The following is a 25429-nucleotide window of genomic DNA, read 5'->3' as shown; positions in this document are numbered from 1 at the left end:
TTAACTTTCTAATTTCTCAGATAGCTCAAACCAACGCATTTCTTTTTCTTCTATTGTATCAATAATATCTTGAAGCTCTTCAGAAAGTTTTGCAATATCGTTTTGTGATAACTCTGGATTGTTGAATTTAGCCTCTAAAGCTTTTTTATCGAGCTCTAAAGAACGAATTTTAGATTCTAGATTTTTATACTCTTTTTGCTCGTTGTAAGATAATTTGTTGGCTTCGTTTTGTTTTACGGCTTTAGTATTATCTATTTTTTCTACTTGTTCTATTTGTTTTGGTTGACTGCTATCATAAGCTCTAAAATCTGAGTAGTTGCCTGGAAAATCATCTACAACACCTTCTCCCCTAAAAACAAACATATGATCCACAATTTTATCCATAAAATAACGATCGTGAGAAACGACTAGTAGCACGCCAGGAAAATCCATTAAAAAATCTTCAAGTACATTTAGAGTTACAATATCTAAATCGTTAGTTGGCTCATCGAGAATTAAAACATTTGGATTCTGAATTAAAACTGTACACAGATATAATCGTTTTTGTTCTCCACCACTAAGCTTTTCTACAAAATCCCATTGTTTTTTTCTATTAAATAAAAAGCGTTCTAATAATTGCTGTGCACTAATTTGTCTTCCTTTTGCCAAGGGAATATACTCTCCAAATTCTTTTATAACATCAATAACTTTTTGATTTGGCTTGGCTTTAATTCCTCCTTGAGTATAATAACCAATTTTAACAGTTTCACCAACGACAATTTTACCACTATCTGGCTGTATACTTTGGGTTAATAAATTTAGAAATGTAGATTTGCCAGTTCCGTTTTTACCAATAATACCGATGCGTTCTCCTTTTTTAAAGGTGTATTCAAAGCCTTTTAAAATAGTCTTGTCTTTAAAGGCTTTAGAAACATTATGAAACTCTATTATTTTACTTCCTAAGCGTTCCATGTTAATTTCTAATTGCACTTGGTGGTCGTTACGACGCTTATGTGCTTTAGACTTTATTTCGAAGAAATCGTCAATTCTACTTTTAGATTTTGTGGTACGTGCTTTTGGTTGGCGACGCATCCAATCGAGCTCTTTTTTAAAGAGTTGCTTGGCTTTACCAACTTCTGTGGCTTCATTTTCAATTCGGGCTTCTTTCTTTTCTAGATAGTATGAGTAGTTACCCTTGTATGTATATAGTTGACCATGATCTAATTCTATAATTTCGTTACAAACGCGTTCTAAAAAATAACGATCGTGTGTAACCATAAAAAGCGTTTGTTGTGTTTTAGCGAAGTAGTCTTCTAACCACTCTATCATTTCTAAATCGAGATGGTTTGTTGGCTCATCGAGAATTAAAATATCTGGTTTACTCAATAAGGCTTGTGCTAGTGCAAGTCGTTTTTTTTGTCCACCAGAAAGCGTGCTAACTTTCATTGACAAGTTATCTAATTTTAGTTGAGATAATGTTTGTTGGTATTGTGTTTCGAACTCCCAAGCATTATTTCTATCCATAGCTTCAAAAGCTTTTTGATAAGCCTCTGAGTCTTCAGGATTTTTTAAAGCATTTTCGTAAGCTTCAATTGTTTTTAGAATAGGGATATCCGAATCGAAAATCGTTTCTTCGATCGTCAACTTTGCATCTAAGTTTGGCTCTTGGTCTAAAAATGCTAATCGTAACCCTTTTCTAATAACTATTTGCCCATCATCTGGTGCATCTTTTCCCGATAAAATATTAAGAATAGATGTTTTTCCACTTCCGTTTTTGGCTACAAAGGCTATTTTTTGGTCTTTATGGATACTAAAGGACAAATCTTTAAAAAGAACGAGTTCTCCATAAGACTTAGATATATTTTCTACGTTGAGATAATTCAAACTGTTTTTTTTACAAAGAACTAAATAAACCAAAAAGAAACCTAATAGTTTTGATATTGATATTGATACATTATATTTGTCTGTAAAGATCCATTGTGCATATGAAGCGTATTAAGCTTTTAATTATTTTTTTGAGTTGTGTTATTGTTTCCTCTTGTATCCCTCACAAAGACACTATTTATCTTCAGAATAAAGAGAATTCAATTAACGATACTATTCCAAATAATCTTATTGAGGTTCAAAAACCATATAGAGTTCAAATCAATGATATTCTTAATGTAAAGGTAAAAGCTATAGATCAAAAAACAGTGGAAATATTGAATCCTTCAGGTGATTCAAATTTAAATGCAAGTAGTTCGGAACGTGCTTATTTTGATGGTTTTACAGTAGATGTTCATGGTAATATTAGAATACCTACTTTAGGTTATGTTAATGTTTTGGGGTTTACTACCGAAGAGATTGAAAAAATAATAGAGAAAAAGCTGCTCGATGAGCAATTTAAAGAAACAGCAAATATTTTTGTTACTGTTAAACTCGCTGGATTACGATATACAGCAAATGGAGAAGTTGGATCACCTGGTAGTAATGTTTTGTTTACTGAGCGCGTAAACATATTTGAAGCTATTGCTAATGTTGGTGAAATACCTGTAACAGGTGATAAAAAAGATGTTTTAATTATTAGGCAATATCCGCAAGGTCAAAAAATACATCATTTGGATTTAACAGATATTAATGTAATGAAGTCTCCATACTATTATATACAACCTAATGATATTATTTACGTAAAACCGTTAAAGCAAAAATCCTTAGGAACAGGAGAAACAGCAGTTTCAAGTTTAACTACAATAGCGACGGTAGTTTCTTTAATAACATCTTCAATTTTAATTTTTTCAAGATTATAATTTATGAGGGATTACGATGAGATAGAAGAACTAGATTCGCAACGCGTAGGCTTCGATTTTAAAGGTTATTTATTTAAAGCACTTAATTTATGGAAACTTGTTTTGTTTTGCATTGGTGTGGCTCTGCTTGTAGCTTATTTTATTAATGTTAGAAAAGAAAATATTTATAGGTTAGATTCATTAATCACCATTGATAATGATCAAAGTCCCTTTATGAGTTCTAGTACTAGTATTTCATTTAATTGGGGAGGAGTTTCGGAGCAAGTTGGTAGTGTTTTAACTGAGATAAAAACCAGAACTCATAATGAGCTTGTTGTTGATTCGTTAGAGTTTTATAAGCAATACCTAAAACAGGGTAAATATCACTTAGTTGATGTTTACAAAGGGGCACCTTTTGTGGTGGAAACAGAAAAGTCTAAACCTCAAATGTTAGGCAAGCCTGTTGGAATTAAACTAATTGATAGAACTTCATTTGAATTGTTTTGCGAGTTTACATCTTCAAAAGCATCAGGTCAACTATTCGATACAAAGAAAAAAATTGGTATTAATGTTAATACAGGATTGTTTTCTAAAGTCTTTAAATTTGGTGAGCTTATTAATACACCTTTTTTTAATGGAGCAGTTATTTTAAAGTCTGATGCATTAGTTGAAGAGGGTGATACTTATTTTGTTAGATATTTAAATTTTGATAGTGTTGTAAATCAGTATAAAAATAGTATTAACATTGAGGCTAATTCTAGAGAATCATCTTCTGTATTAAAATTATCTCTTGTTGGTAAAAATAAAACTAAGATTGTTGATTTTCTAAATGCTACATCCGCCATTCTTAGTAGAACAGAGTTAGAAAGAAAAAATCTTTATGCCACTAATACAATTAAGTTTATTGATAGTAGTCTAGGTGCGGTTGATACTAATTTAAAGTCTGTTACTGAAGAAATGAACGACTTTAGAAAAACCAATAAGGTTTTTAATGTTGAAGCAGATATGAATCAGATATCTGAGCAGTTAAAAGAATATGAGCAAGAAAAATTGGTAGAGGAGTCTAAACTTAATTACCTAAAAACATTAGAAACTTATTTAAATAACAAAACAGATTACACTAAGATTGCAGCACCTACATCAGTAGGTATAGAAGAAGTTAATATATTAAACGGAGTATCAAATATTATTGCGCTTTCTGTGCAACGACGTAATTTAGAATATTCTACAAAAGAGGGTTCAATTCTATTCGAAGATTTAGATCGTAAAATAGATACGGAAAAGAATGTTTTACTGGAAACAATCAATGTTACTAAGCAAACCATTGGTGTTCAACTTAATACTATAAGTAGAAAAATTGCAAATTTAGAGGCTAAACTCTCTAGCCTTCCAGAGGACCAACAAAAGTATCTTAAGATTCAACGAAAAATGGATCTAAGTAGAGAAGCTTATGATATCTACCAAGCTAAACGAGGTGAAGCAGCCATTATAAAAGCAGCAAATGTCTCAGATATTACGATTATTGATGAAGCAAAAGATATTGATGACGCACCTATAGGGCCAAATAAGTCCTTAAATTATATGATGGCCTTAATGATTGGCTTTTTCTCACCAATGTTTTTAATTTTTGTTATTTATCTTTTAGATAATACAATTCATGGCTCGGATGAAGTGGAGAAAATGTCTAAAATTCCTATTTTAGGATTAATAGGTAAATATCGTTACAAGAACAATTTGGTGGCTTATGAAAAACCAAAATCTGCTGTTGCTGAATCCTTTAGAGCTATTAGATCTAGTTTGCAGTTTATTTTTAAGAATAAGTCTAAAGACTCGAGAGCCAATACATTAATGGTAACATCTTCGGTGAGTGGAGAGGGTAAAACATTCACGTCTATAAATATTGCTACAGTTTATGCGCTCTCAGGAAAAAAGACGATTTTATTAGGTTTAGATTTACGTAAACCTAAAATCTTTGATGATTTTGGTACGACTAATGATAAAGGTGTGGTAAATTACCTTATTGGTGATAGTACGTTAGATGAGATTGCGGTAAGCACACATATTGAAAATTTAGATTTAATAACCTCTGGTCCAATACCTCCTAACCCTTCAGAATTATTAATGGGAAAGGAGATTAAGGAATTAATAGAATTGCTTAAGAAAGAGTACGATATTATTATCTTAGATACACCACCTTTAGGATTGGTGACTGATGCTTTAGAGCTTGTTCAGTATGCAGATGCAACAATTTTTATGGTGAGGTTAGATTACACTAAAAAAGGTATGTTGCAGCTAGTTAATGCAAAATACCGTACTGGCGAATTAAAAAATATAAGTTTTGTACTTAATTTTTACAGGCATAAGAGCAATCATAATTATGGCTATGGCTACGGATATGGTTATGGCTACGGATATGGTTACGGAGTTTATGGTAATGCTTACCACGAAAGAGACAATATCACTTTGTTAGAAAAAATTAAGATTTTCCTTAGAAGAATATAACAAGCTTTAACTATTTACTTTGATAACTAAAACGCAACTTAAGCTTAAACGAACATTCGATGTTATTTTAGCTTTAGCGATTTTACCTGTATTTATTGTTCCAATTATTCTGCTAATTGTAATCGCTACAATTGATACAAATAAATATGGAGTATTTTCACAGCTTCGTGTTGGTCAACATGGAAAGCTTTTCAAAATCTATAAAATTAGAACTTTAAGAGAAGGTATACACAAATTAGGGCACTTAGAAAAAAGTGCTACTACTATTGGAAAATTTTTGAGACGTCATAAATTAGACGAATTGCCACAACTCTTTAATGTCCTAATTGGTGATATGAGTTTTGTTGGTCCTAGACCTGATTTACAGGGATTTGCAGATGAGTTAAAAGGGGAGGATAGAATAATATTAATTGTAAAACCAGGAATTACAGGTCCAGCAACATTGAAATATAAAGATGAAGAACGTGTATTAGGACGACAAAACGACCCAGAACATTACAATAGAACGATTATTTGGGTAGATAAAGTGAAAATCAATAAAAAGTATGTTCAGAATTACAGTTTTTACTTAGATTTGGCATTCATTTTAAAATCTACTTTAAACAAATGACACATTCAGAAGATAAAATTGCAATCATAGGATTAGGTTATGTCGGTTTGCCCCTTGCCGTAGAATTTGCAAAGCAATTCTTTGTAGTTGGTTTCGATATTAATAAACAACGAATCAGCGAATTAAATTCGGGCTTAGATAAAACTTTAGAAGTTGATAATGATAATCTTAAATCAGTTTTAACTACAGACCTAAATGCCAGTAAAGGATTATACATTACAGATGATGTTGAGGCATTAAAAGCTACAAACATTTATATAATTACAGTGCCAACACCTACCGATGCTTTAAACAAGCCTGTATTTACTCCATTAATAAAAGCGAGTGAAACAGTAGGTAAGGCTATGTCTAAAAACGATATTGTTATTTACGAATCAACAGTATATCCAGGTGCAACAGAAGATATTTGTGTACCTATTTTAGCTGAAGTTTCTGGTCTAACATATAATAAGGACTTTTTTGCAGGTTATTCACCAGAGCGAATTAATCCAGGAGACAAGCATCATACTGTAACAAAGATTTTAAAAGTGACTTCTGGTTCTACTCCAGAAATTGCAAAAAAAGTAAATGACCTGTATTTAAAAGTTATTACAGCAGGTACGCATTTAGCACCATCTATAAAAGTAGCTGAAGCTGCAAAAGTTATTGAGAACTCTCAAAGAGATATTAATATTGCTTTTGTAAATGAACTTTCTAAGATTTTTAGATTGTTAGAAATTGATACTAAAGCTGTATTAGAAGCTGCAGGTACAAAATGGAATTTCTTGAAATTCTCACCAGGTTTAGTAGGTGGACACTGTATTGGCGTAGATCCTTATTACTTAGCTCAAAAAGCTATAGAGTCTGGTTACAATCCTGAAATTATATTAGCTGGCCGAAAAATGAATGACAGTATGGGAAGTTATGTAGCTACCGAAACTGTAAAAATGATGATTAATAAAGGTGCTACTATAAAAGGATCTAATGCATTAGTGTTAGGAATTACTTTTAAGGAGAACTGTCCGGATATTAGAAACTCTAGAGTTATAGATATTATTGAAGAATTCCAATCTTATCATGTTAATGTAGATGTTTATGATCCATGGGCGTCAAAAGAAGAAGTTAAACATGAGTATGATATAGATTTAAAGTCGTCTATGTCTGAATTAAAATCAGATTACGACGCTATAATTTTAGCAGTATCTCATAACGAATTTTTAGAATTATCATTAGATAAATTGAAATCAGATAAAAGTGTGATTTTTGACGTTAAGTCTTTATTACCACAAGATACTGTGGACGCACGTTTATAAACCAAATCATACATACTACTTATTATGTACTCAAATCCACATCATACAGAAGATTTAACTAAATTAAGTTTTTTAATAACAGGAGGTGGAGGCTTTATAGGCTCTAACCTTGTTGAATACTTATTGAAGTATAATGCTAAAAAAGTTAGAGTTTTAGATAATTTTTCTAATGGTCATCGCAAGAATTTAACTGAATTTTATGATAATCCTGCCTTTGAATTAATAGAAGGTGATATACGAGATTTAGAAACGTGTAAAAAAGCTATGGATGGTATAGATTATGTATCTCACCAAGCAGCTTTAGGTTCTGTACCTCGTTCTATTAATGATCCGGCAACGACTAACGAAGTTAATATTTCTGGGTTTTTAAATATGATGATTGCTTTAAAAGATAGCCCAACAGTAAAACGTATGGTCTATGCTGCATCTAGCTCTACTTATGGTGATAGTGAATCATTGCCCAAAGTTGAAGATACTATTGGAAAACCTTTATCACCATATGCTGTAACGAAATATGTTAATGAGTTGTATGCAGATGTATTTGGTACAACCTATAATACAGATGTTATTGGTTTAAGATATTTTAATGTATTTGGACCTAAACAAAGTCCTGATGGTGCATATGCTGCGGTAATTCCTTTATTTATGCAGGCACTAAATGATAATGAGCCATGTAAGATAAATGGTGATGGTGAACAAACAAGAGATTTTACATTTATAGACAACGTAGTGCAGGCTAACGTAAAAGGTTTCTTTGCCTCTGAGGATGCTAAGAATGAAGTTTTTAATGTAGCATGTGGCGAACGTATTACTATAAACTATTTATGGGAGTCATTACGTATTGCAGCAAAATCTGAATTAAAAGCTATTTATGGACCGCCAAGACAAGGTGATGTAAGAGATTCTTTAGCTAATATTTCTAAAGCTGAAAAACTATTAGGGTATAAACCAAGATATACTGTTAGAGAAGGTTTAAAGATTACATGGGATTACTTTAACTAAAGTAAATATTTAGTTAACCGATAGTTAATCTTAAAATAATATCTTTATTTGATTAAATAAAAGTCTAGTATAAGCCCCAATATATAAACTTTAATAAAACATTAAATTTTAATGATAAATGTTTTAGTTACGGGAGGTGCTGGTCAACTTGGAAGTTCAATAGCTTCAAAATTAGCTCTAAAAGATAATGTTATTGTTGTAATTGTCGATAACCTATCTACAGGAGATATATCTAAAGTTTCGGTAAAAGATAATATTAAGTTTATAAAAGCAGACGTTAATAATTATAATGATATTATATCAATATTTGCTACGTTTAAATTTCACTATGTCTTTCATTTTGCAGCAGTCGTAGGAGTTGAGCGTACATTAGAAAATCCAATAAATGTTTTAAATGACATTGATGGTATAAAGAATATTCTGTCTTTATCAAAAAACTCTGGTGTAAAACGCGTGTTTTATTCAAGTTCATCTGAAGTGTATGGAGAACCGTTTGAAATTCCGCAAAATGAAAATACCACTCCATTAAATTCGAGATTGCCATATGCTATAGTAAAAAATGTTGGTGAAGCTTTTTTTAGAGCTTATCAACGCGAATATGATTTAAACTATACTATTTTCCGTTTTTTTAATACTTATGGACCTTTACAGAGTAATGATTTCGTAATACCTAGATTTATGAAGCTTGCTATGAAAAATCAACCTATTCCAATTTATGGTGAAGGTGATCAAACACGCTCGTTTTGCTATATTGAAGATAATGTTGATACATGTCTTAATGCGCTATATAATGAGGCTTATATTAATGATGTACTTAATGTTGGTAACGATAACGAAATAAGTATTTTAGAATTGGCGAAGAAAGTTATTGAAATTACAGACTCAAAATCAGAGATTGTTTTTCTCCCATCATTAAAAGAAGGTGATATGTTAAGGAGATGCCCAGACATTACTAAAATGAAGACCTTGTTGGGTAGAGATTTAATTTCCTTAGAAGAAGGTCTTAACAATATGATGAATTTTTATAATACTTATACACTTCAAAAAGGCTAGAATTAAATTTAGTTCCTCTATTTCATTTATTATATTAGCAGTATAAAATAAAACTACAATTGAAAACTGCTGAAGAGCATTGGTTATATACTATTTCTTCAAAAAAGAAATTAATAGATTTCAATTTTAAAGAAATATGGAGATATAGAGATTTATTGTTTTTGTTTGTTAAGCGTGATATAATTACGTTGTATAAACAAACGGTTCTTGGTCCACTTTGGTATTTAATTCAACCCTTATTTACCTCTTTAATTTTTACTTTAATTTTTAATAATTTGGCTGATATTCCTACAGGTGAAGGTGTGCCAAATTTCTTATTCAACCTAGCTGGTATTACATCTTGGAATTATTTTAAGGAATGTTTAGTAGGTACTAGTGATACATTTAAGAAAAATGAGAATATCTTCGGAAAAGTCTATTTTCCTAGAGTGATTATGCCAATGTCCGTTGTGGTTTCAAATTTATTAAAGTTTGGGATACAGCTTCTTGTATTAGCAATACTCTATATTTACTATGTTTGGTTTGCAGAACCTAGTTATAATATTGCTCCGCAATTAAATATATTACTTTTTCCTTTTTTAGTGTTTCTAATGGCTTTATTAGGGTTGGGATTAGGAATGATTATATCCTCTATGACAACAAAATATAGAGACCTTTCCTTTTTAGTTCAGTTTGGTGTACAATTATTAATGTATGGGTCCGCAGTAATGTATCCAATGGCCTATTTTCAAAAAAAGTTACCGGATTATTATTGGCTAATAGAATGGAATCCCATTGCTATAATTGTGGAGTCCTTTAGAACTATGGCTTTTGGTGTTGGTTCCTTAGATGTTAACAAGTTAGTTTATACTACAATAATTAGTGTAATCGTTTTTTTAATAGGATTAGTTATTTTTAATAAAACTGAAAAAAGCTTTATCGATACGATATAATGAGTTCAGATGTAATTTTAAAAGTTGAAAATGTAGGTAAACAATACCGATTAGGGCTTGTAGGTACAGGTACTATTAGTCATGACCTTAATCGCTGGTGGAATAGTATAAGAGGTAAAGAAGACCCATATTTAAAGGTTGGTGAATCAAATAACAGAAGCGAAAAAGGAAATTCGGATTACGTTTGGGCAATAAAAAATATAAATTTTGAAGTTAAACGAGGAGAAGTTCTTGGTATTATTGGTAAAAATGGTGCTGGTAAATCTACCTTACTCAAAATATTATCTAGAGTTACAGGTCCAACAACTGGACAAATAAAAACGAAAGGTAGAATTGCTTCACTTTTAGAAGTAGGTACAGGCTTTCATCCAGAAATGACTGGAAGAGAGAATATTTACCTCAATGGTGCTATTTTAGGAATGACCAAAGCAGAAATAAATTCTAAGATTGATGAAATTATAGATTTTTCTGGTTGTTTAAGGTATGTAGATACTCCAGTAAAACGATACAGCTCTGGAATGAAAGTGCGCTTGGCTTTTGCTGTGGCAGCACATTTAGAGCCAGATATTTTGGTGGTTGATGAGGTTTTGGCTGTAGGTGATGCAGAGTTTCAGAAAAAGGCCATTGGGAAGATGCAAGACATCTCTCATAGTGATGGTAGAACGGTTTTGTTTGTTAGTCATAATATGGCAGCTGTAAAAAATCTTTGTTCTAGAGCGGTTGTGTTAGATAATGGTGAGTCTATTTTTGACGGCACTTCCGACCAAGCGGTGAACTTTTATTTAAATTTACAAAGTTCTAAGAACACAGAAAATTTATTAACTCGTACTGATAGAAAAGGAACAGGTGAAATTAGATTTTCTAAAGTAGAGTTATTAAACCAAGATGGTAATGCTGTTACAGAAATCATTTCTGGTGAATATGCTAAGTTTAGACTCCATATGGTTTTTAACCGAGACGTAAATTATAAAGATTTAATTTTTGGCTTAGTTATTTATGATAACAACGAAAATAAAATCGCAGATTTTTACTCAGATGAAATGGGAATTGTATTTGATAATATAGATTCTTATGTAGATTTAGAGTTAAATAAACTAATGCTTAGAGGAGGAGATTATTACATTGCGATTGCAGTTCAAACTGCAATACGGGTCGTGCAACAAATAGATGTAATTCATCATGTCTTAAATATTAAAGTATTCTCCGGAGATTATTGGGTTTCAAGTAAAAATAATAGAGCAACTAATGTTGCATTGATAGATGGTATATTTGGAGCAAATTAATAAAAAGATTGTTTAATGATTAAAAGAATTAAAAGACGATTAAATTTACTTTTTAATAATCCATACAAACTGTATAAAAGAAATAATGAATTAAAATCTCTATTTTCTCATCACAAGCAAGCGGTAATTCTTGGATCTTCATCTTCTATAAATAAGCTAGATGTTACTATGTTTTCAAAAGAGTTTGTAATTACTGTTGGTAATTTTTATGAGCATCCGCAAATTGAAGAAATAAAGCCTAATGTGCATATTTTTGCAGCGTCACATCCTCCAATAACGGATGAGGTTTATACTAATTGGTGGATGAGATGTAATCAAACTCTGCCTGATAGTACAGTTTTACTTGTAGAAAAACGTGATAAAAAGATTGCTGATATAGCATTTAAAGATAGAAAAGTTTATTATTATTCGTATGGAGGCTCTTTACCAGTAGATTTTACAAAGCCAGTTATGTCACCTTGGAGTGTAACTATTATAGCGCTCCAATTGGCTATTTATTGTAAAATACCTACTATTGGTATTGTAGGTGTTAATCATGATTGGCAATGCATTAAGCCATATACTCACTTTTATGATCATGACAAACCTTCATTGGAATATTATCTGCATAAAGAAGGTATTGAAATTAGTTATGAGAAACAAAAGCAGCCTTTTCCAAAGGAGCGTTTATACAGAGAGTATGAGTTATATCAACAATATGAAAAGTTAAAATTAGAGGCAGAAAATTCAAATATTAGAATTTTTAATTACGATCCATTCTCAGATTTTGATGTATTTAATAAAAAGAAACTTGATGAACTTTTAAAATAAATTTTTTAATACTATCATAAAACTACTAAATGGGTAAAAAACCAATATTAATTAGTGGAATTCACAGGTCTGGTTCAACATGGGTAGGAAAAGTTGTTGCTAAATCCAAAAATGTGAAATATGTTTCAGAACCTTTCAATGTTGCTATGAAAGATTATGTGCCTCCGTTTGATGAGTGGTATAAATATGTGTCTTCAAATTCTGAACAACAAGAACAAGATGTTATAAAAAGGTATTTAGATAAACGAATTTACTTAAATAGAGACTTCATTTTAAATAGATTGCAAAGAATGAATTCCATACAAAAACTTAAATATCTAGTAAGAGACAGTTTTGAGAGGTTAAATAAGAGAAGTTTGCTAAAGGATCCAATTGCCCTCTTTTCAGCCGAATGGATATTTAATCAATATAATTGTGATGTTGTAATCTTAATTAGGCATCCAGCTGCATTTTATTTAAGTATAAAAGAAAAAGATTGGACTTTTAATTTTGAAAACCTTGCTAAGCAGCCATTAATATTGGATGGGCCGTTGAAGGAATTTAAGGATACTATTCAGAATATGTGTTCTACGGAAAATTCGCTTATTGAACAAGCAGTACTAATATGGAATTGTATTTATACTCAAGTGTATAACTACCAACGTAAATATTCTGATAAATGGCACTTTTTAAAGCATGAAGATTTGTCAAGAAAACCTTTACATGAGTTTGAAGAAATGTTTAATTTTCTTAACCTTAATTTTGACTCACAAGTGAAGTCATATATTTTAAAAACTACTACTTCAAATAATGATAGTTTGCTAGAAAGAAATTCTATAAACAATATTACGAAATGGCAAAAAAAATTAACCGAAGATGAAATTTCATATATTAAAAAAGAGACTGAGTCAGTTTGGAGATTATTTTACACAAATGATGATTGGTTGAGTACCACAAAGTGATATTTTAACTCATTCAGTTAACTCAAAATTTTTGAAATGCTAAAAAAAATTATTAAAAAATTGTTTTTACAAGAACTAAAGGAAGTTGGTTTAGAAAGTAGGCAAATTAATACACAAATTGGAGAAATGGTCAAGGTGTATCCACCATACCGATTATCTAATGTAGTTTTGGGAAAAGGAACATATATTTCAAAAAACTCAATAATATCTTATACGTCAATTGGTAAATTTTGCTCAATAGGTCCCAATCTTTTATGTGGATGGGGTTTACATCCCTTAGAGTGTATTTCTACGAGCCCTTATTTTTATAGTAATAAAAAACAAAATGGTTATACGTTATCTCAGAATAATTTAATAGAAGATAGAAAAAATATAATTATAGGTAATGATGTTTTTATAGGAGCAAATGTCACAATTTTAGATGGTGTTAAAATAGGTGATGGCGCTGTAATTGGAGCTGGTGCTGTCGTATCTAAAGATATTCCAGATTATGCAATTGCATATGGTGTACCAATTGAGATAAAAAGGTATAGATTTAATAAAAATCAGATTTTAAAACTGCAAAAACTTAAATGGTGGGAATTTGATGATAAAGGACTAGAAGATGTAAATAAAATGTTCTTTAATATAGATGATTTTTTAGATAAATATGATGATGAAAAATAATATGTCTCACGTGTTATCTATAATAACCATAAATTACAACAATGCCCAAGGCTTAAAAAAAACCATGGCAAGTGTTGAACGGCAAACATGGAATGCATTTGAGCATATAATAATAGATGGTAATTCTTCAGATAATAGTTTAGAGGTTATAAAGTCTTTTAATTATAATAATTTAAGTTACATATGCGAGTCTGATACAGGAATTTATAATGCTATGAATAAAGGCATTAAAATGGCTAAGGGCGAGTATCTTTTGTTTCTTAATAGTGGAGATTATTTATATAATAAAAATACTTTATCTAAAGTACAGGATAACTTTAAATCTGAAATATCATTTTTATGTGGTAATATGTATTATGAAAATCCAAACAATTTAATACTTAGAGAACATCCAAATATCATTACATTTTCATACCTAATATCTAAAACTATATCACACCCATCTACATTTATTAAAAAATCAATGTTTGATATTTATGGATTGTATAATGAAAATTTAAGAATAGTGTCAGATTGGGAATTTTTCTTGAAATGCGTTGGTTTAAATGGAGAAACATATAAGAAAATAAATAGTGATATTACTGTTTTTAATACTGATGGAATTTCATCTAAAGAACAAAATCTTAATTTAGTTAAAGAAGAGAAATTAATTGTATTACAAAATTATCTGCCTACGATTTTTAATAATGAAAATGATAAATATATTTTCAGTCACTTTAAAGAAACATCTAAAAGGTTTAAATATTTAATTCAAATAGACAAAAATCCGTTTTTTAGAAAAGTAGCAACATTTATGCTGAGAATTGATTTAATGTTTCTTCACATCTCTAATTATTTTAAGAAGTGAATTATAGTCAAAAAAAAATATTAATACTTGGACCTATAGGCGATTTTGGTGGTAGGGAACTTGAAGCAGGATTTATTGCTAATACCTTGTCTAATATAGCAGATGTTAAAATTTTATCAACATCTTTTTGTCCTAAAAGCTCTCAAGTATTTGATTTTGTAAAAAAAAATCAAGTTTACCATATTCCTAATATTATTTACAATAAATCCTTATTTTATAGAGGTTTAGCATATCTAAGTTACCTTAAAAGTGGAAGAAAAAAATCCAAGTTTCAGTATGTTAATAATAGCATAAGTAAAAAATTAAATATTCGTAAGTGTATTATTAGGGCTTTGAAAGAAATTGTAATTACTAGTGATATAATTTTTATATGTGCACAAGTTTCTAGTAATTATATAAAAGAAGTTATTGATTTTGCTAGAAGCAATAATAAAAAGATTGTTTTTAGAACTACAAATCTTATTGATGGTATTGATTTTTTAAATTCAAATTGGTTAGATAAAGTAGATTTGTTTATTCATCATTCTGAATCTAATGCAAAACGACTAAATTATTTAGATAAACATAACTACGTAATAATTGATCAGTGCGCTTTTAACGAAGAAGAGTATTTAAAAATTAAAGTTAAGAAGAGTGCAAAAACCTTTTTAACTGTATCTCGAATAGTACCCCAAAAAAATATAGATATCCTAATTGATGTATTTAAGCTACGAGAAAATGCAAATTTAAACTTAATTATAATTGGTGAAGGTGAAATTTTAGAAGAGTTAAAAATAAGAGCAAAGAAGTCACCAAACATTATTTTTTTGGGTTTTATACCTAATGACCAATTGAATTATTATTTTGAACAATATGATTGTTTTATAGTGTCACATTATCATAATGAAACAGGACCATTAACTGGTATCGAAGCTATGGCAAGTGGATTGATAATAGCTTCTGCTAAAACTGGAGCAATGCCAGACAGACTACCAGATAATAATTTTTTTTTCGAAAATAATGTAAAAGATTTATCTTTAGTAATCAATAAAATTAAAGAATTAAAGCAGGAGGAAATAAAATCTATTTCTAAATATAACAGAACAAGATACCTAGAAAAGTATAAGATAGAGCTTATACAAAGTCAATATAAAAATGTTATTTTTAAACTTCTAAACCAAACATCATAATATAGGGTATGAGAGTAGGAATGAATCCTCAAAAACAATCAAAAAAAATTCGTCTTAAATGTCAGCATAGACTCATAATTGTTGTTTTTATTCCTTCGTTAGAAGGCTATTATAGGAATGTTTTAGAGGTTTTTAAATTGTGTTTAGATTCCGCAATCACCACAACAAATTCTAATTGTGCTATAACTGTAGTAAATAATGCATCTTGTAAAGAAGTTGCACGGTACTTAGATGTTAAGTTAGAGGAAGATAAAATAGATACAGTAATTCATTACAAAGAAAATATCGGTAAAATTGATGCGCTTATTGGTGCTGCTAGAGCTAGTAGAGAACCAATTATAACAATTTCTGATGTGGATATACTTTTTCAGCAAGGTTGGCAAGAAGAAACAGAGAACATATTTACAAATATTAAGGGAGTTGCATCAGTATCTCCTATTCCATGTAGAAACTTTAAAAATTATGAAACATCTTCTACCTTGGGAAAAATTTTATTGGGCAAGGTAAAATTTAAATACAAACCTATTCCAGAGAACCACATTGCACAAAATAAATATTTAGAGAGTTTTCATTGGGAACTAGAAACAAACGAAAATGTAAAATGGCCGGTTATAGACTCTAATGGTGTTAATGCCATAGTTGGTAGTGGTCATCAAATTTTAAGTATGCGGAGAGAATTGTTTTTTTCTACAGTGCCAAAAGAACCATCGTTAACTCTAGTGGGTAATAATTCTGAGTATTTGTATTGTGATCAACCTATTAATTTTTCTGGAGGAATGCGTTTAACAACATATAATAACTATGCGTTCCATATGGGTAATACTGTAGAGAATTGGATGCTTGAGGTACAAAAAAAAAATATTTTAAACTTAAAAAATAAAATCACCCCTTTGGTTATTAACGAGCTACCTGTGTTTAAACCTAAAAGTCAAAATATGACGTGGTATAAATTTAAAAAACGTGTCGTACATAAATTATTTAATGTGTTTTATAAGAATAAATAAGTGGGTAAAACTATCGCAATTATACCAGCAAGAGGAGGATCTAAAAGGTTACCTAGTAAAAATACTAAGTTACTTGGAAACTTACCTTTACTAGCATACTCCATTAATTACGCAATTGATAATTCTAATATCATTGATGCCGTTTATGTCTCAACAGACGATGAGGACATTAAACGTATTGCAATTCAATATGGAGCAAGGGTAATAGATAGACCAATTGAATTGAGTGGTGATTTAGAACCTACTGTAACAGCGATAAAGCATTCTATAGAAGTTGTAGAAAATGTAAGTAATATAATTCTATTACAACCTACAAATCCTTTTAGACCAAAAACATTGCTAAATGAAGCGTTTAAGGTTTATATAGAAGAAAATGCGGATAGTCTATTTACCGTTAGTAGCAACCATAAAAAATTGGGGAAAATAGTTGATGATCAGTTTGTGCCGTTTAATTATAGCATCGGACAAAGAAGTCAAGATTTAGAACCTTTATATTTTGAAAACGGATTGCTATATATAACAAAAGCGGCATTGATACAAGAAGAAATAATATTTAACGATAAGTCGATTCCATTTGTAGTAAATCATAAATATGTCGAAGTTGACATAGACACTCAAGACGATTTTGACTATGCGGAATATGTTTTAAAAAATTATAATGAAGAATAATCCATATATAGAAATATCAGGTAGAAAAGTGGGACAAGATTTTCCACCTTTAATCATAGCAGAAATTGGTATCAATCACGAAGGTTCACTTGCAGTTGCTAAAGAAATGGTAGATGCAGCTCATAGAGCAGGAGCAGAAGTGGTAAAACACCAAACGCATATTGTAGAAGATGAAATGAGCAAAGCTGCCAAAAAGGTTATTCCTGGCAATTCAGATGTCTCTATTTACGAAATTATGGAGCGTTGTGCTTTAAATGAAGTTGAGGAGTTAGAACTAAAAAAGTATGTAGAAAGTAAGGGCATGATTTTTATATCTACACCTTTTTCTAGAGCAGCAGCAGAACGCTTAAAACGCTTTGATATTCCTGCATATAAGATTGGCTCTGGCGAATGTAACAATTACCCTTTGTTAGAACACATTGCTAAATTTGGTAAACCAGTAATTTTAAGTACAGGAATGAACACTATAGAAAGTGTTTGCAAAGCTGTAGAAATCTTTAAAGCCCATAATACTCCATTAGCCTTATTACATACTACTAACTTATATCCTACACCATCGCATTTAGTTCGGTTTGGTGCCATGATGGAATTGCACGAAGCATTTTCAGACAATGTATTTGGATTAAGTGACCATACTTTAAACAATAATGCGTGTCTAGGTGCTGTTGCACTAGGTGCATCAATACTAGAACGTCATTTTACAGACCATATGCAAAGACAAGGACCAGATATTGTGTGTAGTATGGACGAACAAGAATGCGCAAACCTTATTAAAGGAAGTAAGGAAATTTGGTCTATGCGTGGAGGAACAAAGGAGCCTGCAAAAGAAGAAAAGGTTACTATTGATTTTGCTTTTGCAACTGTTTGTACAATTACCAATGTAAAAAAAGGGGAGAAGCTTACCGAAAAGAACATTTGGGTAAAACGCCCAGGAACAGGGAAAATTTTAGCCGAAGATTATAATAACGTTTTAGGTAAAACTGCACTTCGAGACATTGAAGAAGGAGAACACTTAGATTATAAAGATTTTAAATAATGACTTATTTATATGATATAGAAAAGCGTTTTGAATACGAAAATGGATTTTATGCTACGGCAGATCCATCGAGATTTAGCAAGTTTATATCTCATTTAGAGTTTTTTAAACGTACTTCAGAAGTTAGAGGTGAGATTGTTGAATTCGGTGTTTTTAATGGGAATTCATTTTTTAGATGGATTAAATTTAGAGATTTGTTAGAACAAACAAGTAGCCGTAAAATAATATGTTTCGATATTTTTGGAGATTTTCCTGAAGCCAATTATGAAGAGGATAAACTAAAAAGAGACTCCTTTGTAGAAGAAACTAAAGGAGGTATTACCATTTTAGACGATTATGGTGCTTTTGCAGGTACCAATAAAGCTGTTGATGATAAAGTTCAGGTTAGAAAGTTACCTTATTTAAAGGCCATATCATATATTGTAAAATAACTATGCGTAAAATTGTCTTTCTTACAGGTACAAGAGCAGATTTTGGTAAGATTAAAGCACTGATACAAAGTGTTGAAAGTCACAAAGATTTTGAACCCTATATATTTGTAACAGGAATGCACCTAATACACGAATATGGTTATACTGTCATTGAAGTTGAGCGATGTGGTTTTAAAAATATATCCAAGTTTCATAATCATACAGATGAAGCCACAATGGATTTAACCTTGGCAAAAACCATCAATGGTTTCTCTGCATATATAAAGGAAATAGAACCAGATTTAATCGTTATACATGGAGATAGAGTAGAAGCACTAGCTGGTGCTATTGTAGGTAGTTTAAACAATGTTTTGGTGGCTCATATTGAAGGTGGAGAACTTTCGGGTACTATAGATGAATTAATAAGACATTCCGTATCAAAATTAAGCCATATACATTATACATCTAATGATGAGGCTAAAAATAGATTAATTCAAATGGGTGAGTTAGAGCAATCTATTTTTACCATTGGTTCGCCAGATGTAGATATTATGTTCTCTAATAATTTACCCACAATAGATGAGGTAAAAGCCTATTACCAAATAGAATTTATGAAGTATGGTGTAGCTATGTTTCATCCTGTAACAACAGAAATCGATACTATAAAAGACAAGGCCAATCAATTTGTTGATGCTTTAATTGAAAGTGGTAAAAATTATGTTGTTATTTATCCAAATAACGACCTTGGAAGTAAGTACATATTAGGAGCTTATGAGAGGCTTAAAGAAAATAATAGGTTTAAAATTTTCCCATCTATTAGATTCGAGTATTTTTTAACATTATTAAAAAAATCAGATTTAATAATTGGTAATAGTAGTGCAGGAGTAAGAGAAGCTCCATATTATGGAATTTCAACAATTAATATTGGAAATAGACAACTTAATAGAGCGAGTTCATCAAAAATAATTAATGTCCCTTGCGAAAAATTGGCCATATTAAAAGCTTTTAAAGAATTACAAACTGTTAAAGAAGAATTAAACGATACTTTTGGTAAAGGAGATAGTGCTCAATTATTCTTAGAAAGTATTGAATCTTCAAAAGTTTGGTCTATAAATCATCAAAAGCAATTTAAAGATGCTTAAAAAGAAGCATATTTTGTTTTTGGTACCCGATGGTGTGGGTATAAAGAATTATCTATATTCTAATGTAATTAGTCATTTAAAAAATGATGCCAAAATCACCATTTGGTCACCACTTCCTATAGAAGCCTTTGATGATGTAAAAAGAATACATAAAATAGACTTTGACTATCAGCAGATTATACTTAAGCCAGAAAATAGCTATAGTAGAATATACAGAGAAGCAGCAACTTATGCCAGATTAATAGTTAATAGTAAGTTACAAAATAACCGTACAATATTAACTAATTGGAGACGGCCAAATTATAGTTATAAAGCAAAATTACTGTATCGATGTGCAGAGGTTTTAGGCAAATATTTGTCAAAAAAATATAGTAGAATTTTAAAGTACGAAAAGAAGAGTATTGAAAAAATACCTGAAAATTTTATTAATGCTTATGTCAAAGATTTAGAAGAGATTAAACCATCTGCAATATTTATTACACATCAAAGAGTTGCTGGTTTAATGCCAATATGTATAGCCGCAAATAAGCTTAAAATAAAAACTACAACGACAATATTTTCATGGGATAATCTTCCAAAAGCAAGATTAGCAGTAAATACAGATTATTATTTAGTATGGTCTCAATGGATGAAGGAAGAGATGAATGCTTATTATCCAGAAATTTCAGAAAACAGAGTTCTTCTCGTTGGAACACCTCAGTTCGAATTCTATTTAGATGATAATAGAATAGAAACACGTTTAGAATTTGCAAAACAGTACGGTTTAGACAGCAATAAAAAATGGATTTGTTTTAGTGGCGATGATATAACAACCTCACCATATGATCATTTGTTTTTGAGAGATATTGCAAAAGCCTTATATTCTGAAAAAGATAATATTCAAATTATATTTAGAAGATGTCCTGTAGATTTTTCAGATAGATATGATGACTCTTTAAAAGAGTATAATGGTTTTATAGTGTCAATTGATCCTATTTGGAATGTAGAATCAGAAACAGGATGGGTTGGCTTTTTTCCAAAATACGATGATATAAATATGCAAATTAACTTAGCTTATCATTGTGATTTAGTAATGAACCTTGGCTCTACAATGGCAATAGATTTCGCAACATTTAATAAGCCATGTTTATATCTTAATTATAATCCATCAGACGATAGTAGTTGGAGTACAGAAATTATTTATAATTTTCAACATTTTAGAAGCATGAAAGGGTTAAATGCTGTAGCTCGGGTTAATGATAAGTCTGAGTTATTAAAAGCGGTTTTAAGAACATTCGAATCACCAAATGAAATAGCTACTGATAGAAAAGCTTGGATGCAGAAGATTGTGCTTCACCCAATTGATGAAAATTCAGCTAAAATTGCAAAAGTGTTACTGTAATGCATATTTGTTTTATTACTAATGAGTATCCAAAGTTAGATTTCCCACATGGAGGAATAGGTACTTTTATTCATACTATTAGCCATAAATTAGTAGAGAAAGGTCATAGAGTATCAGTAATTGGAATTAATTCATATACCTTTACTGATGAGAAGGAGCAAGACGGAGACGTATTTGTTCACAGGTTAAGACCTAAAATTGTAAAGGGTTTAACATGGTATTTTAATAATCAATTAATAAATAAAAAGTTAACTGAGATTCATAACCAATCTCCAATTGATATTGTTGAAACGTCTGAGCTAGGATTGGCATTTATAAAGAAGATAAAGCCTATTAAATATATGATTCGCTTACATGGAGGTCATCACTTTTTTGCAGAAGCCGAACACAGAAAAGTGTCGTGGTGGAAAGGCTTTCAAGAAAAAAGATCGTTTAAACGAGCCGACGCATTTTCCGCAGCATCTCAATATGTTAAATCACATACTGCAAAGTATTTGAGCTATCACAACAAACCCTTAGAGATTATAAAATTTCCAATTAACTTAAATGTTTTTAAACCACAATTAACTACTAAAGTAAAAAAAAACTCGTTGCTGTTTGCGGGTACTGTTTGCGAAAAGAAAGGAGTTGAACAATTGCTCAAAGCAATGCCTAAAGTTCTAGAACATAACGAGAATATTCAATTATATATTTATGGGCGCGATTGGTTTTTTTCAGACGGAAGATCCTATATAGAGTATTTAAAAAAGGATGTATTACCTATATTAGGTGAATCGGCTAATCATGTACATTTTATGGGTGCTATATCATTTATAGACCTTGCAAACAAATATGCGGCTTCAGAAATATGTATCTTTCCATCTTTAATGGAAACACTTGGATTAGTTGCACCAGAGGCTATGGCTATGAATAAACTGGTCATTTTTTCAGAATGCGGTCCAGGTCCCGAAATTATAGTACATAAAAAAACAGGTTTACTTTGTAATCCTTATGATATTGATGATATATCTAACCAAATTATTTGGGCTTTAAACCATGAAAAAGAATGCAAAGTCATTGCAAAAAACGGAATGGAGTATGTTTTGAGTAACTTTGAAATTGAAACTATAACGCAAAAAAACATAGATTTTTATAATACGATTTTGAATACACCTAATTAAATGCCCATATTTAAAGGAGATATAAAAAAATATAAACGCTATAGCGGAAACAAACCAGCTATAATATTACTATTAACTACTCAAGGTCTTTGGGCATTATTTGTTTATAGAATTTCTAATTCAATATATAATTCTAACTTACCTAGACTTGTAAAAAGAGTATTCTTATTTTTTGCTGTTCTATGGCAAAAATGGATTGAGATTGTTACTGGAATTTCAATACCTTATGCAGCAACTATTGGTAGTGAATTTTATATTGGGCATTTTGGAAATATAATAATAAATACTTCTACTATTATTGGTGATAATTGTAATATTTCACAAGGAGTTACAATAGGAGTAAGTGGTAAATCAGAAAATAGAGGTGTGCCAATGATTGGTAATAATGTTTATATTGGTGCTAATGCCGTTATTGCAGGTAGAATTAAGGTTGGTGATAATGTTGTTATTGGCGCTAATTCCTTTGTAAATAGAGATGTTGAATCTAATTGTTCCGTTTTAGGTGTGCCAGCGAAAAAAATCAGTGAGAATACTTCAGCAGATTATATATAGATGAGTAAAAAAAAGGTTAAATTTTTGGTGGTTACTTACACACCAACTATAAAAAAAGACAATGACTATTATTCCTACTCACCTTATGTAGATGAGATGGATGTATGGTTTAGGTACGCTGATGAATATAGAATTTTATCACCAAATACCTATCCTACTGATTTCCTATCTAAACCATTTAAATCTAAAAGTATAAGATATTATCATATTCCTTTTATAGCGTTTAACCGTTTAGGAATAGCTTTAAAAAGTTTGTTGGTTTTACCATATATTATTTTTCAGTTGTATAAAGCTATGAAATGGGCTAGTCATATTCATTTTAGAAGTCCCGGAAATGTTACTCTTTTGGGTAGCATTGTGCAAATATTTTTCCCTTCAAAAACTAAAAGCGTTAAATATGCAGGTAATTGGGATCCTAATAGTATTCAACCTATTAGTTATAGATTACAGCAAGCGATATTTAGAAGTACAAAATTATCAAAAAATATAAAAGTACTTGTTTACGGAGAATGGCCTAACGAGACAAAAAATATAATTCCATTTATGTCAGCTACATATAGTGAGTCTGAAAAATTGGATTTTAAAGAGAGAAATTTTGACAAAAATTTAAAGTTTGTATTTATTGGTGCAATGGTAATTGGAAAACGACCATTGTTAACGGTTAAAATTATAGAATCATTGATTACAAAAGGTGTTTCTGCTGAGCTACATATGTTTGGTGATGGGGATTTAATTAATGATGTAAAAGCATATGTTGAATCTAATAACCTGAATAATTCTATTTTTATTTATGGTAATCAACCGAAAGAAGCTGTTAAAAAATGTCTTTTAGATGCTCATTTTTCCATTTTGCCATCTAAAAGTGAAGGTTGGCCAAAGGCAATTGCAGAAGGTATGTTTTTTGGTGCTATACCTATTTCAACTAAAATTTCTTGCCTTCCTTGGATTTTAGGTTATGGAGACCGTGGAATATTAATTGAATCTGATTTAGAAAACGCAGTAGAAACTATTTTATCCGAAATAAATAAAGGAAAAACATATTTAAATACATTATCTAAAAATGCGCAAGTCTGGTCGCAGCAGTATACTGTAAACAGATTAGAAAAGGAGATTGAGAAAATTACAAAAGGGTGATTAGAGTTATACAAATTATAGATTCTTTAAATGCTGGTGGTGCAGAAAGAGTAGCTGTAAACTATGCTAATGGGCTTACAAATATTATAGAGAAATCTCATATTTGCGTAACAAGAGAGGAAGGACCTTTGAAAGATGATATAAATCCAGAGGTTGGGTACTTGTTTTTGAATAAAAACTCTACATTAGATGTCAATGCAATTTTAAAACTAAAACAATATGTTTCTAAAAACGGAATTGACATTATGCAGGCTCATTCTTCTTCATTTTTTATTGCTTTATTAGTTAAAATGCTATACCCAAAAGTAAAAATAGTTTGGCATGATCACTATGGTAATAGTGAGTTTTTAGATAAAAGACCTAAAACTGTTTTGCGGTTTTCTTCAAAGTTTTTTTCTTATATTTTCAGTGTAAATTCTCAATTAGAAGAATGGTCAAAAAAGAATTTATTATGTAAAAATGTAAGATATATAAAGAACTTTCCGGTTTTAAAAAAGTCGGTAATTGAGGAGACTATGTTAAAAGGTAACAAAGAAAAGCGTATACTATGTTTAGCGAATTTACGTAAACAAAAAAATCATATAAGACTTTTAGAGGCTTTTGAAGTTGTAAATAAGGAATTTCCAGATTGGACACTACATTGTGTCGGAAAGGATTTTAAAGATGAATATTCAGAATTGTTTTTTTCTAAAATAAAAGAGTTAAACTTAGAACGACATGCTTACTTTTATGATAGTAGATCAGATATTTTAAATATAATGTGTCAATCTAATATCGGTGTGTTGGTTTCTAAGTCTGAAGGGTTACCTTTAGCATTATTGGAGTATGGTTTAGCTCAATTGCCAGTTATTTCAACAGATGTTGGTTATTGCGGAAAGCTTGTGTCAGATCAGTCGTATGGCATATTATTAGAGAGTGATGATAAAATGTTAATAGCAAATGCAATTACTGATTATATAAAAAATGTAAATTATAGAGAGTCTGCAGCAATTAATTTTAATAAGAAAATTGTAAACGAATATTCTAGTGCTCGTATTTTAGATAGTTGTTTAGAAATATATAAAACTATATAGTATAGTTCATGATGAAA

The 25429-nt window shown here is 30.4% G+C and carries 24 protein-coding genes; 23 read left to right on the top strand and 1 reads right to left on the bottom strand.

All coding sequences use genetic code 11. The annotated features are described in order from the left end of the window. Positions 1–1863: an ABC-F family ATP-binding cassette domain-containing protein gene (locus H8K90_RS11260; RefSeq protein WP_186846056.1), complete on the bottom strand. Its 1863-nt coding sequence runs from the start codon at positions 1861–1863 to the stop codon at positions 1–3. A 101-nt stretch (positions 1864–1964) separates the two neighbouring features. Here H8K90_RS11260 and H8K90_RS11255 point away from each other — a divergent pair, with 101 nt between their 5' ends. The 23 genes from H8K90_RS11255 to H8K90_RS17060 all read left to right on the top strand — a co-directional run bounded on the left by H8K90_RS11255 (position 1965) and on the right by H8K90_RS17060 (position 25412). After that, on the top strand, positions 1965–2765 hold the full coding sequence (locus H8K90_RS11255; protein WP_186846055.1) for a polysaccharide biosynthesis/export family protein: 801 nt from the start codon (positions 1965–1967) through the stop codon (positions 2763–2765). Between the two features lie 3 nt (positions 2766–2768). Then, positions 2769–5246, top strand: coding sequence for a polysaccharide biosynthesis tyrosine autokinase (locus H8K90_RS11250; protein ID WP_186846054.1), 2478 nt, complete (start codon positions 2769–2771; stop codon positions 5244–5246). Between the two features lie 19 nt (positions 5247–5265). Beyond that, a complete protein-coding gene (locus H8K90_RS11245; RefSeq protein ID WP_222611346.1) occupies positions 5266–5856 on the top strand; it encodes a sugar transferase in 591 nt (196 codons plus the stop codon). Beyond that, the gene (locus H8K90_RS11240; protein WP_186846053.1) at positions 5853–7148 is read left to right on the top strand and encodes a nucleotide sugar dehydrogenase; all 1296 of its coding nucleotides are present in this window, start codon (positions 5853–5855) and stop codon (positions 7146–7148) included. The genes H8K90_RS11245 and H8K90_RS11240 overlap by 4 nt, the downstream gene beginning before the upstream one ends. 24 nt (positions 7149–7172) lie before the next feature. Next, positions 7173–8150, top strand: a complete 978-nt coding sequence (locus H8K90_RS11235; RefSeq protein ID WP_186846052.1) for an SDR family oxidoreductase — start codon at positions 7173–7175, stop codon at positions 8148–8150. A 111-nt stretch (positions 8151–8261) separates the two neighbouring features. Further along, positions 8262–9203, top strand: a complete 942-nt coding sequence (locus H8K90_RS11230) for an NAD-dependent epimerase/dehydratase family protein (protein ID WP_186846051.1) — start codon at positions 8262–8264, stop codon at positions 9201–9203. 59 nt (positions 9204–9262) lie between these two features. Further along, positions 9263–10135, top strand: coding sequence for an ABC transporter permease (locus H8K90_RS11225; protein WP_186846050.1), 873 nt, complete (start codon positions 9263–9265; stop codon positions 10133–10135). Next, positions 10135–11418 (top strand): ABC transporter ATP-binding protein, encoded by a 1284-nt coding sequence (locus H8K90_RS11220; protein ID WP_186846049.1) that lies wholly within the window; start codon positions 10135–10137, stop codon positions 11416–11418. Before H8K90_RS11225 ends, H8K90_RS11220 begins: the two co-directional genes overlap by 1 nt. A 15-nt stretch (positions 11419–11433) precedes the next feature. After that, positions 11434–12228 (top strand): hypothetical protein, encoded by a 795-nt coding sequence (locus tag H8K90_RS11215; protein ID WP_186846048.1) that lies wholly within the window; start codon positions 11434–11436, stop codon positions 12226–12228. A 29-nt stretch (positions 12229–12257) separates the two neighbouring features. Then, positions 12258–13169 carry a sulfotransferase domain-containing protein gene (locus H8K90_RS11210; protein ID WP_186846047.1) on the top strand — a complete coding sequence of 304 codons (912 nt, stop codon included), beginning with the start codon at positions 12258–12260 and terminating at the stop codon, positions 13167–13169. Positions 13170–13205: 36 nt separating this feature from the next. Further along, positions 13206–13835 (top strand): CatB-related O-acetyltransferase, encoded by a 630-nt coding sequence (locus H8K90_RS17070; protein WP_281393460.1) that lies wholly within the window; start codon positions 13206–13208, stop codon positions 13833–13835. 1 nt (position 13836) lies between these two features. Beyond that, positions 13837–14682, top strand: a complete 846-nt coding sequence (locus H8K90_RS11200) for a glycosyltransferase family 2 protein (RefSeq protein ID WP_186846046.1) — start codon at positions 13837–13839, stop codon at positions 14680–14682. Next, positions 14679–15851 carry a glycosyltransferase family 4 protein gene (locus H8K90_RS17065; RefSeq protein ID WP_186846045.1) on the top strand — a complete coding sequence of 391 codons (1173 nt, stop codon included), beginning with the start codon at positions 14679–14681 and terminating at the stop codon, positions 15849–15851. Before H8K90_RS11200 ends, H8K90_RS17065 begins: the two co-directional genes overlap by 4 nt. Before the next feature lie 8 nt (positions 15852–15859). After that, a complete protein-coding gene (locus H8K90_RS11190) occupies positions 15860–16855 on the top strand; it encodes a glycosyltransferase family A protein (RefSeq protein WP_186846044.1) in 996 nt (331 codons plus the stop codon). Further along, positions 16856–17524 carry an acylneuraminate cytidylyltransferase family protein gene (locus tag H8K90_RS11185; RefSeq protein WP_186846043.1) on the top strand — a complete coding sequence of 223 codons (669 nt, stop codon included), beginning with the start codon at positions 16856–16858 and terminating at the stop codon, positions 17522–17524. Beyond that, entirely contained in the window at positions 17514–18560 is a 1047-nt protein-coding gene (gene neuB, locus H8K90_RS11180) for an N-acetylneuraminate synthase (RefSeq protein ID WP_186846042.1), read from the top strand. The genes H8K90_RS11185 and neuB overlap by 11 nt, the downstream gene beginning before the upstream one ends. After that, the gene (locus tag H8K90_RS11175; RefSeq protein WP_222611345.1) at positions 18560–18991 is read left to right on the top strand and encodes a class I SAM-dependent methyltransferase; all 432 of its coding nucleotides are present in this window, start codon (positions 18560–18562) and stop codon (positions 18989–18991) included. The genes neuB and H8K90_RS11175 overlap by 1 nt, the downstream gene beginning before the upstream one ends. 2 nt (positions 18992–18993) lie before the next feature. After that, positions 18994–20112 (top strand): UDP-N-acetylglucosamine 2-epimerase, encoded by a 1119-nt coding sequence (gene neuC / locus H8K90_RS11170; RefSeq protein ID WP_186846041.1) that lies wholly within the window; start codon positions 18994–18996, stop codon positions 20110–20112. Further along, on the top strand, positions 20105–21493 hold the full coding sequence (locus H8K90_RS11165) for a hypothetical protein (protein ID WP_186846040.1): 1389 nt from the start codon (positions 20105–20107) through the stop codon (positions 21491–21493). Before neuC ends, H8K90_RS11165 begins: the two co-directional genes overlap by 8 nt. Next, positions 21493–22653 carry a glycosyltransferase family 4 protein gene (locus H8K90_RS11160; RefSeq protein WP_186846039.1) on the top strand — a complete coding sequence of 387 codons (1161 nt, stop codon included), beginning with the start codon at positions 21493–21495 and terminating at the stop codon, positions 22651–22653. The genes H8K90_RS11165 and H8K90_RS11160 overlap by 1 nt, the downstream gene beginning before the upstream one ends. Then, a complete protein-coding gene (locus tag H8K90_RS11155) occupies positions 22654–23205 on the top strand; it encodes a serine O-acetyltransferase (RefSeq protein WP_186846038.1) in 552 nt (183 codons plus the stop codon). After that, complete coding sequence (locus tag H8K90_RS11150) at positions 23206–24339, top strand: glycosyltransferase (RefSeq protein WP_186846037.1); 1134 nt, start codon at positions 23206–23208, stop codon at positions 24337–24339. Next, the gene (locus H8K90_RS17060; protein ID WP_186846036.1) at positions 24336–25412 is read left to right on the top strand and encodes a glycosyltransferase; all 1077 of its coding nucleotides are present in this window, start codon (positions 24336–24338) and stop codon (positions 25410–25412) included. The genes H8K90_RS11150 and H8K90_RS17060 overlap by 4 nt, the downstream gene beginning before the upstream one ends. Positions 25413–25429 lie beyond the last annotated feature (17 nt).

The sequence above is a fragment of the Winogradskyella echinorum genome, assembly GCF_014297365.1.
GTDB lineage: Bacteria > Bacteroidota > Bacteroidia > Flavobacteriales > Flavobacteriaceae > Winogradskyella > Winogradskyella echinorum.
This window is presented reverse-complemented; position numbering and strand designations above follow the sequence as displayed.